Source organism: Arthrobacter sp. SPG23, from assembly GCF_000876655.1.
GTDB lineage: Bacteria > Actinomycetota > Actinomycetes > Actinomycetales > Micrococcaceae > Arthrobacter.
The window spans coordinates 46,854-61,187 of record NZ_JYCN01000031.1; the positions used below are offsets into that span (position 1 = coordinate 46,854).

Sequence of the window (14,334 nt, forward strand, 5' to 3'; positions counted from 1 at the left end):
GGGCACTGGGGATCAGCCCTCCGAAGGGATCAGCCTTCCGGAGGCTCAGCGCGCGGGGGCGCCGGGGGCGGCTGCGTGCGCGGGCCTGCTGCCGGCGGCGCCGGCGGGCCAGGGGGCACGGCGGACTGCGAGGCTGGCACCGGCGGCGGAAGATAACCGGCCGGCGGTGCGTCGGCCGGGTCTGTCGGCCCCATGTCGAGGCGGAACGGCGGGTACTCGTCCCGCATCAGTGCCACATAGGCAATGACGCGGTGGGTCCAGCGGTTCAGGCCGATCAGCAGGTCGAAAAGCCTCCGGCCGAAGCGGCCCGTAAACAGCAGGCTGAAACCGGCCACGATCACCAGCAGCCCGATCAGCGAGATCCCGCCGCCGCCCTGGTATCCCACCCATGTCCCGTCAGCCCAGGTGCCGTCCACCCATCTGCCGTCCACCCATGTGCGCCGGTTGCCCCATGTGCTTGCCGCGCCTGAGAAGGCGGCGACAATCAGGAGCTGGGGAAGGGCCAGCAGCCACCATTTAACCAAGACCAGGCCCCGGGAGAGGTGCTCGGGATAGTCGACGTCGAAATCCGCCGGGTAGTCCGTCCGGGCCAGGGTGAAGGGCGGGTAGCGGTCCGTTCCGATCGCTGCATAGGCGTAGAAGGCAACCCGCCAGTTCCACCGCAGGACGCCCACGTTGAAGTTGAACAGCGAGCGCGGATAGCGGCCGGTGAACAGGATGGCAAAGCCCGCCACGATGGTGGTCACGCAGAAGGCGAACCAGAGGAAGAACAGCACGATGTAGTGCGGGATGGCCAGGAACCACTTGATCAGCCACATGCCGCGTGAGAGGGCCGGGTCCAGGTAACCATTCAGCCGAACCGGGTACCGGGAAGTGTCCGATGGCTGCGGGTCCGTGGGCAGCGGCGTGCGGCCGCCTCCGGGCGGTATGGCCGCGGCCGCCGTAGGGTAGGGACCTGCGGCCCCCGGAGCTGCGGCGTACGGGGCATGGGCGTCCGGCCCCACTGGCACGGAGCCGGGGCCCATCGGCGCGGCCGCCGGGTAATGCGGCGGCGGGCCATGCCTGCCGAGCCCTGCGGCGCCGGCCACAATAAGCGGCACCCCCACCACCAGCAGGGCGATGCCGCCGATCAGGAGGCCGATGAAGACCGGCAACAACAGATCGGACCGCACGCCTGCCTGCAGGTCCACGGAGACCGGGGCAGCGCCGTCGGCGTTCATAACCACCACGGCCCAGCGGCCGCTGCGCAGGTCCCACTCAATCTGCTGGGTTCCCGTTCCCTGGGCGGAGGTGGACCAGAACGTCTGCGCCCCGGGGGCGGCGGGTACGGCGTCGCCGGGGACCTCACGGTACTGGACGCGGAACGGGTAGGACTTCAACTCAGTGATTTCGGAGTGCCGGACGTTGTCAAGGTACCGGGCAACGTCCTCCTGCGGTCCGATCCCGATGAAGATCTGCTGCCCGGCCGCCGCCGTGCCGCGCAGCAGCAACCGGCCAGCGCTGTCCACCGGCAGGACGTCCGGCAGTTCCTCGTCCACCAGAACGTTCAGGCCGGGCGAGGTGATGGCACGCGTGGCCACGTCGTAGCGCTCGGTGGGCGTGGTCAAATATCCGTTGTCGCGCTGCTGGAAGTTGACCCATCCGACGGCGCCGGCGGCTGTCAGCAGTCCAAGCCCCATCAGGGCGGCGAGGGTGCCGAGCACCAGCATGACTATCCGGCCTGGTTTCATGGCCAGTCCTTTCTTGCCTCTTGCTTGGCCCCCCGGGGTCTTATCCGCCCGCTCTTTTGAGCGGGCGGACGCTTTCACGCCGTGATCACGACTTTGAGGGCCTTGGTTTCGGCGGCGCGGGCGAAGGTGTCGTAGGCGTCCATGAACTGGTCGAACGTGAAGTGGTGGGTGGCGAATTTCTCGGCCGGAACCTTCTTCTGCGCCACCAGCTTGAGGAGCATCGGCGTGGTATTGGCATTGACCAGGCCCATGCTGATGTTGATGTTCTGGATCCAGAGGTTTTCCACATGGAGTTCGACGGACTTGCCGTGCACGCCCACGTTGGCCACGTTGCCGCCGGGGCGCACCACCTCTGTGCACATGCCGAAGGTCGCCGGGATGCCCACCGCCTCGATGGCCACGTCCACACCCTGCCCGTCAGTGAGCGCCAGTACCTGTTCCTTCCAGTCGGCGTCGCCGGAAAGCACGACGTCGGTGGCGCCAAACTCGCGGGACTTTTCCAGCCGGTTCGCGTCAAGGTCGATCGCGATGATGGTTGCCGCGCCGTACAGTCCTGCGGTGGCGATAGCTGCCAACCCGACCGGACCCGCGCCCACAACCGCCACGGTGTCCCCCGGCTTGACCCGCCCGTACTGCACGCCGATCTCGAAGCCGGTGGGCAGGATGTCGGAGAGCATCACGGCCTGGTCGTCACTGACTCCTTCAGGGAGGAGGTGCAGCGAGTTCTCCGCGTACGGGACGCGCACATATTCGGCCTGCGTGCCGTCAATCAGGTGGCCGAAGACCCAGCCGATGCCGGATGCCCCTTCCTCGCCCATGCAGTGCGAGTAAAGCCCGGTCTTGCAGTTGGCGCAGTGGCCGCAGGACTTGATGCAGGAGATGATGACCCGGTCCCCCACCTTCAGGCTGGTAACCGAGGAGCCGACTTCGGTGATGGTCCCTACGCCTTCGTGGCCCAGGATCCGGCCTTTCTGCACTGCGGGCACGTCGCCTTTGAGGATGTGCAGGTCCGTTCCACAGATGGTGGTGGTGTCCACCTTGACGATCACGTCGCTGGGGTTCTGGATGGTGGGATCCGGGACGTCGGTCCATGACTTTTCGCCGGGGCCGCCGTAGACGAGCGCTTTCATGCGTACTCCTTGACTCTGTGGATAAAGCCGGGGTCAACGATTTTCACGCGGCACGGCACCAAGGAGCGGTCCACTCCGGACGCCAGCCGGGACAGGCGGGCGCACTCGTGGAGTTGTTCCAGGACCGTGTCAGTGACCCGGGCGCGGGAGAGGTCGATGGTGATTTCTTTGCCGTGCAACAGCGAGGTGGTTCGCCGCGCGACCACGTACAGGGCGCGGAGGTTGGCCCCCGTCACTACGCCACGGACTTCGATGCTGGCAGCCTCCAGGTCCGCTTCGATGCGGACCACCACTTTCAGCCGATGGTCCGAGTGTTCATAGTGCGTGGTGGATGGGGCTCCATGACGGGAGGGGACGGAGGGTCGAGTACCCAGGACAGTTCGGGCGTGCTGATTCATGAAGCCGGGTCTCCTGCTATGTCCGGGAGGCGCACTGCGCCAGCCCTTCCCCAATGTTGTAGCGAGACCTGGTGCTGATCGGCGAAGCATTTCCCTCCCCAAGGTGCGTGCGTGAGTAACGCAGGCGTGAGATGCCCCACATCAAGGATGGCCGGTCCGGGCCGCGACAGTAAGGGACGAAAGACCCCTATGCCGGGTGCGGGCCGCTCTGGAGAATTGCCCGATGAGGAAGCCACGGAACATACAACATATTTCCAAGCCCGCAGTGTTCGCCTGGCTGGTGGCATCGGCCTTCCTGTTCCGGCGTTTTCAGTTGCGCTGGGGTGCCACGGACGCCGAAGCCGACGGCGGGCTGCCTGGCGACGAATTCCTGTCCACCGCGGATCTGCAGTCCACGCGGGCGATCACCATCAAGGCTCCGGCGGATGAGGTGTGGCCCTGGCTGGCGCAGATGGGGCAGGGCCGCGGCGGACTCTACAGCTACGACTTCCTGGAAAACCTCGCCGGCCTGGACATCCACAGCGCCGACCGCGTCCACCCGGAGTGGCAGGACATCAAGGCAGGCGACCGCTTTCACCTGGCACCCGCTGCTTCCGCCGATCTGGAAGTGGGGCTGGTAGACCAGGGCAACGCCCTCGTGCTGCGCGTTCCTCCCGGATCCCCGCCCGGGCCGTTCGACTTCAGCTGGGCGTTTGTCCTGCAACCGCAGCCCGACGGCACCACCCGGATGGTGGTGCGGGAACGTTACGCCTACCGGCAGTGGTGGGCCCGGTGCTTGGTCGAAGCGGTGGAGGTTGCCAGTTTCATCATGTCCCGGCGGATGCTCCACGGGATCAGGAGCCGCGCAGAGGGAAACTCTTAGTAGCCTGTCCGTATGCCTGCCCCTTTGCCTGAACCCGCTGCGCCCGACCTCGTCCTTGCCTCCGTCCGGCAGCCCGGCGGGACGGACTGCTTGGACATTCACATTGCCCGGGGCGTTGTCACCCGGATAACGGCCGCGGATGGGCAGCGGAGCGGCGCGCGCACCGTTGACTTCGGCGGCCGGTACGCCATCCCGGGCCTCTGGGATGAGCATGTGCACATGACCCAGTGGGCCATGGCCGCCAACCGCATCGACCTGTCGCACGCCGCGTCGGCGAGTGACGCCGTCGACGTCGTCCGTTCCCGTATCGCCGGCAGTGGCCTCCGCGTTGCGGTGCACAACCAGAACGACGGCGGCAGCGGCCCGACGCTGGTGGGCGTCGGCTTCCGTGACGCCGTCTGGGCGGACGTTCCCAGCCTGGCGATGCTCGACGCCGTGACGCAGGGCCGTCCTGCGGCGCTCATCAGCCATGACCTGCACTGCGTCTGGCTGAACAGCGCCGCAGCGAAACTCTACGGGGTGGAAGTGGACGCCGGCGGCCTGCTGCGGGAGGAACCGGCCTTTGCCCTGACCCGGGAGCTCGGCCGGCTGCCTGATCCGGTGGTTGACGCCTGGGTTGGCGAGGCTGCACGGAAGGCTGCCGCCCGCGGGGTGGTGGGGATCGTGGACTTTGAGATGACCTGGAACCGCGACGTGTGGCTTCAGCGGGTCGGCGCAGGCTTCGGTTCCCTGCGGGTGGAGGCGGGGGTCTATCCGGAACACCTGGACCGGGCGCAGCAGCAGGCTATGCGGACCGGGCAGGACATTCCGGGCGGGAACGGCCTGCTCAGGGTTGGGCCGCTCAAAGTGCTGATCGACGGTTCGCTGAACACCCGGACCGCGTACTGCGTGGACCCCTATCCGCACGGCGGGCGGGGCCTGCTCACCGTCAGCGAACCGGAACTGCTGGCGCTGCTCATCCGGGCCAGGGACGCCGGCTTCGTTCCGGCAGTCCACGCGATCGGCGACGCAGCGAACCAGGTGGCGCTGGACGCCTTCGAGGCCGCCGGCGTCCGGGGACGGATCGAACATGCCCAGTTCGTCCGGCAGGAGGACTTCGCCCGCTTTGGCCGGCTGGGCCTGACGGCGAGCGTCCAGCCGGCGCATGCCCTCGACGACCGCGACGCCGCCGACGCCAACTGGGGCGACCGCACCGACCGGGCGTTCCCGCTGCGGTCGCTGCTGGCTGCCGGGGCCACGCTGGCGCTGGGTTCGGACGCTCCGGTGGCGCCCCTGGATCCATGGACCGCGATGTCCGCCGCGACCACGAGGGCCGGCCGGGACGGACGCGGACCGTGGCACCCCGAGCAGGCCATCACCCGGGAGGAAGCCCTGGCGGCGTCCGCCCGCGGACGGAGCCGGATCAAAGTGGGCGACCCGGCGGACATCGCAGTGCTCGACGTCGACCCGCTCGCCGTTTCAGACGAGGTGTTCGCGTCGATGCCGGTGGCGGCGACGCTGGTTGCCGGCAGGTTCACGTACGACGACGACGGGACGGTTGCGTCCTAAACCTGACCAGCGCGAACGGACACTTGAGGCCCCAAGCTCCGCCCGCCGTCGTCGTTCTCCGGCTGCGCCGTCAGCAACTTACGGCGCGAACGCGGCTCATGCCTAGCCCTTGACCCGGGCCTGCACCAGGTTGGCGAACGGCAGGCGGCCGTACGCCTCCCGGAAGTCGGCGTGATACTTGGCCTCAGCCTGGTTAAGCCCGCCGGCGGGCAGCTCTTTCCAGGCGATGAGCAGGGACCTGGCGTTTGCGAGTTGCCAGATGAGCCGCCCGTCCCAGTGCCCGGGCGGCTTGCCGTTGCCAAAGTCGAGGAACTCCTGAATTTGCCGGCGCAGGCCGCGGTTGCCCTTGCTCCCCGGTCCGGCCTTTCCGACGTAGAGGACCTCCGCGCCGTCCACCCATTCGGCAGCGAGCTTTTCCGTGGAGAGCGAAGGGTCCTTTTTCTTGAATACCCCGGCCGTGCTTTTCGCCAGGAACTGCACCTGGAATCCGTCGGGCTGGAGGACGGCGAAGATACCTGGTGCCTGCGGAATCCGGTTGATGTCGACGTCAGCGATGGTCCTGAAACCGGCGAATCCGTCTTCCCGGAGCGCCCGTTTGGTGACCTGCATGGAGGGGTTCCTTGGCTCGTGAACTCGTGGAACGGCGGGGGCCGCCAAAGAAACTCTAGCCGGATGGCGGCATCAAAGTTATAGTAAGTATGCTGATTAGTTGGCGAAACCATCGTGATCGCCAGGCAACGCACAACCCGTCCTAGTCAAAGGAGACACCATGAGCACGAAGGTCGAGAAACGCATTCTGGTCAACGTCCCGGCAAGCACGGCGTACAACCAGTGGACCCAGTTCGAGGAATTTCCACACTTCATGGGTGGCGTGAAGAGCGTGACGCAGCTCAGCGACGACCGTCTTGAATGGGTGGCTGAGATTGCCGGTGTGCGCCGGCAGTGGGAGGCCAAGATCCTGGAGCAGGTCCCGGACCGCAAGGTCGCCTGGGCCGCAACTGAGGGCGCGACAAATGCAGGGGCTGTGACGTTCGAAGATGTGGGCGGCGGCCAGACCTCGGTGCAGTTGTCGCTCGAATACGAGCCGCACGGCGTCGTGGAGACCATCGGAGACAAACTCCATGTCGTCGACCGGCAGGTTGAGGGGGACCTGAAGAGGTTCAAGGACTTCATCGAGGATGAGGGCTACGCGAGCGGCGCCTGGCGGGGAACCGTCAACGAAGGCGCCTCGACAGGGACGCCCGGAGTGGAGGCGGCCGCAGCTTCACGCGGCGATTCCGGCAAGGCCGGCGTCTCCGGAAAGGTCGCAGCCGGAGTCGGAGTCGCCGCGGCAGCGGCGGCAGGCGTGGCCGCGAGCATGCGGGACAAGGACGCGGAGCCCGCGCGCACCACGGCGCCCGTTTCAGGGACCCCCATCACCGCCGTACCGCCCACCAACGCTTCCGGCTATGTGGAACCCGCGGAAGCAGCTGGCACTGCATCCGGCGTCGGTTCCGGTTCCGCGTTGAGTGACGACCGGATTGCGAAGCCGTTCGACCAGACCAACGGCCTGGTCGATTTCGAAGGCGACTCGGATGAGACCGCCGACAGCGACACAAGAAGCGCCGCCGAGCGCAGGGACGAAGAGAACCGCGACGGCGGCCTTCCGCCCGCGGCTGGAAGCCTCGGCCAGCACTAGGAGCGCAAGCAAGGGGCGTCGCCTCGGGTCCCGGGACCTGAGGCGAGGCCCCTTCTCCATGACCACTTAAAATGTCGGTGGTCGCGGGGAAACTTAATGCATGGACGGCGGTCAGGGACCTGAGCGGGTCTCGAATGCAACGGGCGGTGTGTCGGTCAGGGAAATGATCCGCACACTGGCTGACACGCGGCCGGCCGCGGACAGCGCAGGGATGATCGACCAGCTCCGTGAACTTGAGGATCTGAAATCCGCTGCCGCTGCGCGGCAGGCCCGGATCGCGGTCGCGTTCGACCTAAAGCAGCGCAGGGAGCAGGCCAGCGCTGGCGTCCCCACCGAGCAGCTCGGTGCCGGTGTCGCTGCGCAGATCGCTCTCGCCCGGCGGGAATCACCGGCCAAAGGCAGTCGGCTCCTAGGCCTGGCGAGGGCGCTCGTCACCGAGATGCCGCACACCCTGGCCGGCCTGCAGTCGGGCCAGCTCAATGAATGGCGAGCCACACTTCTGCTGCGTGAGACTGCCTGCCTGTCCGCGGCTGACCGCAGTGCCGTCGACGAGGAGTTGGCGTCCGACGTCGGGACGTTCAGCGGGGCGGGCGACCGTGCCGTCATCGCAGCAGCACGGTCCGCCGCCTATCGGCGAGATCCGAGGTCCGTTGCCGACCGCGCCAGCCACGCCGCCGCCGAGCGCCACGTCAGTTTTCGGCCGGCGCCTGACACCATGTGCTACGTGACGGCGTTCCTCCCGGTCGCCGAGGGTGTGGCCGTCCATGCTGCACTCAGCGGGCACGCCGATACCTTCCGATCCGACGGCGATGCACGTTCCCGGGGCCAGCTCATGGCAGATGCCCTGGTTGAACGCGTCACGGGAACGGAAGGTGGAGTCAGCGGCGTCGAGATCCAGCTCGTCATGACCGACCGCACGTTGTTTCAGGGAGACAGTGAACCGGCCCGGCTTGCGGGCTACGGAGTTGTCCCTGGGGGGTGGGCGCGGAAGATCGTTGCCCGGGATCAGGACAAGCCCATGAACCTGTGGCTCCGGCGGCTTTATACCGCACCGCGAACCGGGGAACTCGTGGCGATGGAGTCGAGGGCAAGGCTCTTCCCGCCGGGACTTCGCCGCTTCATCCAAGTGCGGGACCATATCTGCCGTACGCCCTAGTGCGACGCCCCGATCCGGCAGTTGGACCACGTCTTCCCCTGGCATAGCGGCGGAGCGACGAAGCAAGGTAACGGCGCGGGGCTTTGTGAAGCCTGCAACCACGCCAAGGAAGCCCCGGGGTGGAGCGCCCACCCCCGTCCAGGACCCCGGCACACACTCCAACTGACAACACCTACGGGGCACGGCTACCAGTCCACAGCCCCGCCGTTGCCGGGACATGAGCTTCCCGAAAGAGCAGCATCCCGCCACCGCCGTGAACTCCGGCACCGGGCCAAGGCGCTCAAGCGCGTCAGGACAAGGGCCGCGGCCGCTGCGTGAGGGGGCGGCGGGTTATCCGGCTGACGCGCGCGCTAATCAGCGGGCTGACGCGCGCCTGAATCACCGCGCCTGAATCGCAAAAGACCGCCTTAAACAACAAAGACCTGCAGGTACCTTCGCGATCTCGCTATGAGACGGCCCGGACATTCGCATGTCCCGAACGGCCCGCGTTATCTGAACGGTTACCTGCAGGCGCTTTAAGCGTACGCCCGGGCGGCCCTCCTGAAAATAGGTCGGGAGCCTCTTGCCGTGAAGCCCGGATGCGGTGCGGTAACCACCTCCTTTGGAAATCCGCTGAACATCAACCCCGGCCAAAAGCGTAGAGTGGAACCAGACGCCTGATTCTGGACGCCGTGTGCTGAGGGAGAAATCGTGACGATTGACTGGGACGAAAAAAAGGCCCTGCTGCAGGAACCGAACATCGCTGCTGTAACCCAGCTTTGCGACGAACTCATGGAAAAGAAGCCGGGATCCGTAGTCCCGTACATCGACCCCGTCCATGACGAGGACGAATGCAGGATCGTCAGTCTCCATGTCAGCCCGGGCAAAGGCACCGAATCGGGCTTCGTGTCGCATTTCAACGACGATGAAGCAGCCCGGCGGGCCACGTCAATCTACGAGATCGTGGAACTCGACCCCCGGTACGTCATGCCGTGGAACGCCTACCCCTGGGTACGCGATCCCGATCTCCCCTCCGCCCTCAACGTCCAGGAAAAGACGGACGGCCTCCGTCCCTTCCGCCAGTTCCTGAAGATCAACAGGCGCGTCTCGGCCATCATCGCCCATGGCACGGACGCCCAGACCTTCCTGACCCTCTTCGAGAAGACGTACCACCAGTCCCTGAAGAACTCCGGAATCAAAATCTACAAGGCCAGCGCCCTCGGCGGCCGGGCCTTCGCGGTTTCAGCGAACAAGCAGGAAGAACTGCTGAGCAAGAGCGTCGAGATCTACCGGGACGCGATGCAGCGCGCCGGGATCCAGCACCTCTAGTCATTCCTACGCTTCCAGCAGCCTGCGCCGGTGCCTGAGCTCCTTGAGCCACTGCCTGGTGACCATCGACGAAAACGGTGAGGCGCCGTCGTCGTTCGTTCCGGTAAAAGCTGTACCCGCCTCAAGGTCGGCCACCAGCGGACCCGACGCCTTCAATCCCAGCTCCAGCACCTGCACGGCGGCGCGTTCCGCCAGCCCCAGCCCGGCGGCCCATGCCAGGAAATGCTTCCGCGAGATCCCGGTCCGTTTGCCGTCCAAGGTCAGGGCGAGCGTTTTGTCCCCGTAAACCACTGTGGAGGGGATGTCGTAGACCGGCGCGATGGACCACTCCCCCGACGGCTGCTGCACCATCGACACATTCTTGGCGTGGAGATCGCCGTTCCCGCTCAGCCAGGCGAACGCTGCCTGGATGGCCAGGTTCCGCAGGGCCGGCAGCGGCGCCGCGCAGTACTCCGCCAGGGCGCGGCACACCTGCCCGTACGCCACGTTGTACTTGTCCGCGGGATACAGCCCCAGCACCTGCGCACCGTCCTCGACAGCGAGCCGCTGCACCGCGCCGTGTGCACCGCCGGCCAGCGGGATCCGGTCGAACCGCTCCACCAGGAGCCCCGGCCGGCCTTCGACATCCCGGATCAGCCGGACCTTGCTCAGCGGAATCCTCAGTTTGGCGGCATAACGGAACATCACCAGCTCGTTCTCCACCACATGCGGGAACTCCGGCGCATTGAGCTTGAGGATGTAGCGCCTGCCTGCACTGGCCACGGGCATGGAGATCATCCCGGCGGAGAGCTTGTCCTGCACCCCCGCGAGGGCCACGGGGTCGATCAGCCCGGAGTCGCCCAGAAGCGCGTCGAAATCGACCGGCGCCTTGGGGTTCAGCTCGACGGCGTGTTCGTCCGGGTCCAGCGGCTCACCATGGCCAACGATCTGCACATCGCCCACCGGGTTGGCCCCGGCGGCGATCAGGAGCGAGAGTTCGTCATCAACGCTGGTCTTCACCGATCGCCGCAGCGCATTCAGCCGCCTGCCCTCCGGCAGGAGGCCGGTGAAGTACGGCGGCGCGGCCCCCGCCGCGGACAGAACCGGCTCGGTGCCCAGCGGCAGCGAACTGGCGACGGCGGGACCTCCCCCCGCGAGGTACGCCGGCAGGTAGCTGAACCTGGTGCCGCCATCGTGCCGCTCCAGCCGGGCGGCCAGCACGCCTGCCTTGTAAATATCTGCGACGCGGTGCCTCATGACCGGCCCTCGGGCAACCGCTTGACGGCGGCGGATCCGCCCTCAGCGGTGCGCGGGCCGTTATGTGCGCGGGCTCCGTCAATGGCGCGGGCCGCGGGGCGCGCCCGAGTGGTCAGCCGAAGCTCCAGGCCTAGCGTCTCCAGCAGCGCCAGAAGCGAGTCCAGCTGCACGCTGCGCTTCCCCTGTTCCACGAAACGGACGAAGCGCTCCGACACCCCGGCAAGGTGGGCGAGGTCGTACTGCGTCAGCCGCAGGGCTGCGCGCCTGGCTCTGACCTCGCCCGCGAGCCGGTCAGCAAACTCCTCTGTCATGCCCGAACCTTCCGATAGGCACGAACGTACCGTTTCTGCTCTAATTCCAGCATAGGGTCCTCGGCCCGACCCGGTAAAGGGGGAAATCGGAATGAACGTGCCGAATACCCGTGGTGCGGGCCCGCTCGGCCTTGCAGCGGCCCGGCTCACAGTTGACACCCCGTGTGACCCGTGCCATATTTTAAGCGTGAACCTGTCAGACAGCCGGACAGCAGGACAGCCCCTCGCCCGCCTTAGCGCAGCAGAAGCCGTCTTCAACGTCCTCCGCACCGACATCGAGTCCGGCAAGCTCGAAATCGGTGCCAAACTGAGCTCCGAAGCCACGCTCTCCCAGCAATACGGGGTGAGCCGTTCCGTGGTCCGTGAAGCGCTGCGCTCCTGCAACGCCCTGGGCCTCACCACCACCAAAACCGGCCGCGGCACGTTTGTGGTGGCCAACCGGGTAGCCAAGGACCTGGTCCTCGGCCAGTACTCGGCCCTGGACCTCACGGAAGCCCGCCCGCACATCGAAGTCCCGGCCGCCGGCCTGGCCGCCGAGCGCCGGACGGCCGAAGAACTGGAAGGGCTGCGGGATATTGTGGCCGCCATGGCCGCCGAGGACGACCCCGAAGCCTGGGTGGCCCTCGACTCCAGCTTCCACGCAGCCATCGCCCGGGCCAGCCACAACAAGGTGTTCGAAAACGTGGTCTCCGACATCCGCGACGCCCTGGCGCACCAATCCGAAACCCTCAACATGGTGGCCGACCGTCAGCACGCCTCGGACCAGGAACACCAGCGGATCCTGGCCGCCATCGAATCCGGCGATGCCGCCGAGGCCAGCGCCGCAATGCAGGAACACCTGCATGCCGTCGGCGTCGCCCTCGACTCCATCCTCAGCCAATAACCGCAACACCCGACCGACGCCAGTCACCGATCCCAAGGACTCCATGCTCTCCCCTGCCTTGCCCGTCCACGCCCCGGCCCCGGCCCCGGACCTCACAGCCTTGCCGCAGCACGTTCCCCTGGCCGTGCAGACCCGCGACGGGCTCGTGGAAAGCATCCACTACGGCTCGGTGATCGCCACCGCCCCGGACGAATCAGCCGATGGCGGCCTCCGCACGCTGTTCTCCGCGGGCGCCCCGCTGGCACCTTTCTACCCGCGCTCATCGCTCAAGCCGCTGCAGGCCGTGGCGATGGTCCGTGCCGGCCTCAACCTTCCGGCCGACCTCCTGGCCCTTACCGCAGCCAGCCACTCAGGGGCAGCAATGCACCGTGACGGCGCCCTCCGCATCCTCGAAATGCACGGGCTGACACCCGAGGCGCTGGAAAACAGCACCGACCTGCCGTACGGGCCGGACGAACGTGAGGAATGGCTCCGCAACGGCGGCACGGCCACCCAGCTCACCCAGAACTGCTCCGGCAAACACGCCGCCATGGCCGCGACCTGCGTCATCAACGGCTGGACGGTCAGCGGCTACCTGGATCCGGAACACCCGCTGCAGCAACTCGTGGCCGCCACCGTCGGGGAACTCACCGGCGAAGAGCCCGAGCGGACCAGCACCGACGGCTGCGGCACCCCGCTGTTCGCCCTCACCCTCCGCGGCATGGCCCGCGCCTTCGGCCGCCTTGCCGCCGCAGTGCTGACCGATCCCGGAAGTCCGGAAGCCGCCGTCGGCCGCGCCATCATCCAGCACCCCGACATGGTGGCGGGCGAAGGCCGCGATGTCACCGAACTGATGCGCCTGCTCCCCGGCGCGGTGGCCAAGGACGGTTTCGAAGGGGTCCAGCTGGTGGGCCTCCCGGACGGCCGCGCCGTGGCCGTGAAAATTTCCGACGGCGGGGACCGCGCCCGCATGCCGGTCACCGTCCGCGCACTGGGGGCCCTCGACGTCGATACCGCACCGCTGGCGGGCATCGCCACGGCAGCCGTCCTGGGCGGCGGCCGTCCCGTCGGCGAGCTGACTGCAACCGCCTTCCTCCCGGCAACCTAGCCGCCCGCCCCAACCTTCCAACCTCCCCCGCCACGCCCCGCCACGCCTCCCGAGGATACCCATGACCGAAACCGCTTCCCCCGCCGCCTTCCGTTCCGAGCATGATCTCCTGGGTGACCGGGACGTTCCCGCCGCCGCGTACTGGGGCGTGCACACGCTCCGGGCCGTGGAGAACTTCCCCATCACCGGCCAGCCGCTCTCCACCAACATGTACCTGGTCCGCGGCCTCGCCGCCGTGAAACTCGCAGCCGCCCGCACCAACCACGAACTCGGCCTCCTCGACGCCGAACGCGCCCACGCCATCGAAGCCGCCTGCACCGACGTCATGAACGGCAAACTCAACGACCAGTTCGTCGTCGACGTCATCCAGGGCGGCGCCGGCACCTCCTCGAACATGAACGCCAACGAGGTCATCGCCAACCGCGCCCTGGAAATCCTCGGACACCCCAAAGGCCACTACACCCGCCTGCACCCCAACGACCACGTCAACCTCTCCCAGTCCACCAACGACGTCTACCCCACCGCGGTGAAACTCGGCACCATCTTCGCCGCCCGCGAACTCCTCGCCGCCCTCGCCGAACTCCAAGACGCGTTCGCCGCCAAAGCGGTGGAATTCCGCACCGTGGTGAAGATGGGCCGCACCCAGCTCCAGGACGCCGCGCCCATGACCCTCGGCCAGGAATTCGGCTCCTACGCCGTCACCATCGGCGAGGACCGGCTCCGCCTGGCCGAAGCGGACCTGCTGATCCACGAAATCAACCTCGGCGCCACCGCCATCGGCACCGGCCTGAACGCCCCCGCCGGCTACACCGAAGCAGCCTGCCGGCACCTCGCCGAAATCACCGGCCTGCCCCTGGTCACCGCGCCGGACCTCATCGAAGCCACCCAGGACGTCGGCGCCTTCGTCCACCTCTCCGGCGTCCTCAAACGCGTCGCCGTGAAACTCTCCAAAATCTGCAACGACCTCCGGCTGCTCTCCTCCGGCCCCCGCGCCGGACTCGGCGAAA

The 14,334-nt window shown here is 67.4% G+C and carries 13 protein-coding genes and 1 pseudogene; 8 read left to right on the forward strand and 6 right to left on the reverse strand.

Going from position 1 to position 14,334, the window contains the following annotated elements; genetic code table 11:
* Positions 1-29 precede the first annotated feature (29 nt).
* The 3 genes from TV39_RS20520 to TV39_RS20530 form a co-directional block, all read right to left on the reverse strand.
* Positions 30-1,730 carry a DUF4389 domain-containing protein gene (locus tag TV39_RS20520; protein WP_043485410.1) on the reverse strand — a complete coding sequence of 567 codons (1,701 nt, stop codon included), beginning with the start codon at positions 1,728-1,730 and terminating at the stop codon, positions 30-32.
* 74 nt (positions 1,731-1,804) lie between these two features.
* Positions 1,805-2,860: a zinc-dependent alcohol dehydrogenase family protein gene (locus tag TV39_RS20525; protein ID WP_043485412.1), complete on the reverse strand. Its 1,056-nt coding sequence runs from the start codon at positions 2,858-2,860 to the stop codon at positions 1,805-1,807.
* Positions 2,857-3,258 carry a hypothetical protein gene (locus tag TV39_RS20530; protein WP_144406491.1) on the reverse strand — a complete coding sequence of 134 codons (402 nt, stop codon included), beginning with the start codon at positions 3,256-3,258 and terminating at the stop codon, positions 2,857-2,859. The genes TV39_RS20525 and TV39_RS20530 overlap by 4 nt, the downstream gene beginning before the upstream one ends.
* 223 nt (positions 3,259-3,481) lie before the next feature.
* Here TV39_RS20530 and TV39_RS20535 point away from each other — a divergent pair, with 223 nt between their 5' ends.
* Both TV39_RS20535 and TV39_RS20540 read left to right on the forward strand, forming a co-directional pair.
* Positions 3,482-4,120 carry a hypothetical protein gene (locus TV39_RS20535; RefSeq protein WP_052500649.1) on the forward strand — a complete coding sequence of 213 codons (639 nt, stop codon included), beginning with the start codon at positions 3,482-3,484 and terminating at the stop codon, positions 4,118-4,120.
* Positions 4,121-4,132: 12 nt separating this feature from the next.
* Entirely contained in the window at positions 4,133-5,668 is a 1,536-nt protein-coding gene (locus tag TV39_RS20540) for an amidohydrolase (protein ID WP_043485415.1), read from the forward strand.
* Between the two features lie 102 nt (positions 5,669-5,770).
* Here TV39_RS20540 and TV39_RS20545 read toward each other — a convergent pair whose 3' ends face one another.
* Positions 5,771-6,277, reverse strand: a complete 507-nt coding sequence (locus TV39_RS20545; protein WP_043485417.1) for a hypothetical protein — start codon at positions 6,275-6,277, stop codon at positions 5,771-5,773.
* 160 nt (positions 6,278-6,437) lie between these two features.
* Between TV39_RS20545 and TV39_RS20550 the strand changes: the two genes are divergently transcribed.
* From TV39_RS20550 to TV39_RS20560, 3 genes and pseudogenes are all read left to right on the forward strand, one after another.
* A complete protein-coding gene (locus TV39_RS20550) occupies positions 6,438-7,346 on the forward strand; it encodes an SRPBCC family protein (protein WP_043485419.1) in 909 nt (302 codons plus the stop codon).
* A 163-nt stretch (positions 7,347-7,509) separates the two neighbouring features.
* Positions 7,510-8,820 (forward strand): annotated as a pseudogene (locus tag TV39_RS20555) (HNH endonuclease).
* A gap of 372 nt (positions 8,821-9,192) precedes the next feature.
* Positions 9,193-9,810, forward strand: coding sequence for a uracil-DNA glycosylase (locus TV39_RS20560; protein WP_043485421.1), 618 nt, complete (start codon positions 9,193-9,195; stop codon positions 9,808-9,810).
* 6 nt (positions 9,811-9,816) lie between these two features.
* On the opposite strand, the gene TV39_RS20565 is transcribed toward TV39_RS20560, so the two are convergent.
* Positions 9,817-11,046, reverse strand: coding sequence for a type II toxin-antitoxin system HipA family toxin (locus TV39_RS20565; protein WP_043485423.1), 1,230 nt, complete (start codon positions 11,044-11,046; stop codon positions 9,817-9,819).
* Complete coding sequence (locus TV39_RS20570; protein WP_043485425.1) at positions 11,043-11,357, reverse strand: type II toxin-antitoxin system Y4mF family antitoxin; 315 nt, start codon at positions 11,355-11,357, stop codon at positions 11,043-11,045. Before TV39_RS20570 ends, TV39_RS20565 begins: the two co-directional genes overlap by 4 nt.
* A 187-nt stretch (positions 11,358-11,544) precedes the next feature.
* On the opposite strand from TV39_RS20570, the gene TV39_RS20575 reads away from it, so the two are divergent.
* The 3 genes from TV39_RS20575 to TV39_RS20585 form a co-directional block, all read left to right on the forward strand.
* Positions 11,545-12,240, forward strand: coding sequence for a FadR/GntR family transcriptional regulator (locus TV39_RS20575; protein WP_043485427.1), 696 nt, complete (start codon positions 11,545-11,547; stop codon positions 12,238-12,240).
* Between the two features lie 43 nt (positions 12,241-12,283).
* Entirely contained in the window at positions 12,284-13,327 is a 1,044-nt protein-coding gene (locus TV39_RS20580) for an asparaginase (RefSeq protein WP_043485429.1), read from the forward strand.
* Positions 13,328-13,388: 61 nt separating this feature from the next.
* Positions 13,389-14,334, forward strand: a 946-nt coding sequence (locus tag TV39_RS20585) for an aspartate ammonia-lyase (protein WP_043485431.1), incomplete at its 3' end; no start/stop codon positions are given.

Coding starts and splice junctions, on each gene's coding strand:
- TV39_RS20570 (WP_043485425.1), bottom strand. CDS start 11,357: ATGACAGAGGAGTTTGCTGACCGGCTCGCGGGCGAGGTCAGAGCCAGG.
- TV39_RS20535 (WP_052500649.1), top strand. CDS start 3,482: ATGAGGAAGCCACGGAACATACAACATATTTCCAAGCCCGCAGTGTTC.
- TV39_RS20520 (WP_043485410.1), bottom strand. CDS start 1,730: ATGAAACCAGGCCGGATAGTCATGCTGGTGCTCGGCACCCTCGCCGCC.
- TV39_RS20550 (WP_043485419.1), top strand. CDS start 6,438: ATGAGCACGAAGGTCGAGAAACGCATTCTGGTCAACGTCCCGGCAAGC.
- TV39_RS20580 (WP_043485429.1), top strand. CDS start 12,284: ATGCTCTCCCCTGCCTTGCCCGTCCACGCCCCGGCCCCGGCCCCGGAC.
- TV39_RS20530 (WP_144406491.1), bottom strand. CDS start 3,258: ATGAATCAGCACGCCCGAACTGTCCTGGGTACTCGACCCTCCGTCCCC.
- TV39_RS20565 (WP_043485423.1), bottom strand. CDS start 11,046: ATGAGGCACCGCGTCGCAGATATTTACAAGGCAGGCGTGCTGGCCGCC.
- TV39_RS20525 (WP_043485412.1), bottom strand. CDS start 2,860: ATGAAAGCGCTCGTCTACGGCGGCCCCGGCGAAAAGTCATGGACCGAC.
- TV39_RS20545 (WP_043485417.1), bottom strand. CDS start 6,277: ATGCAGGTCACCAAACGGGCGCTCCGGGAAGACGGATTCGCCGGTTTC.
- TV39_RS20540 (WP_043485415.1), top strand. CDS start 4,133: ATGCCTGCCCCTTTGCCTGAACCCGCTGCGCCCGACCTCGTCCTTGCC.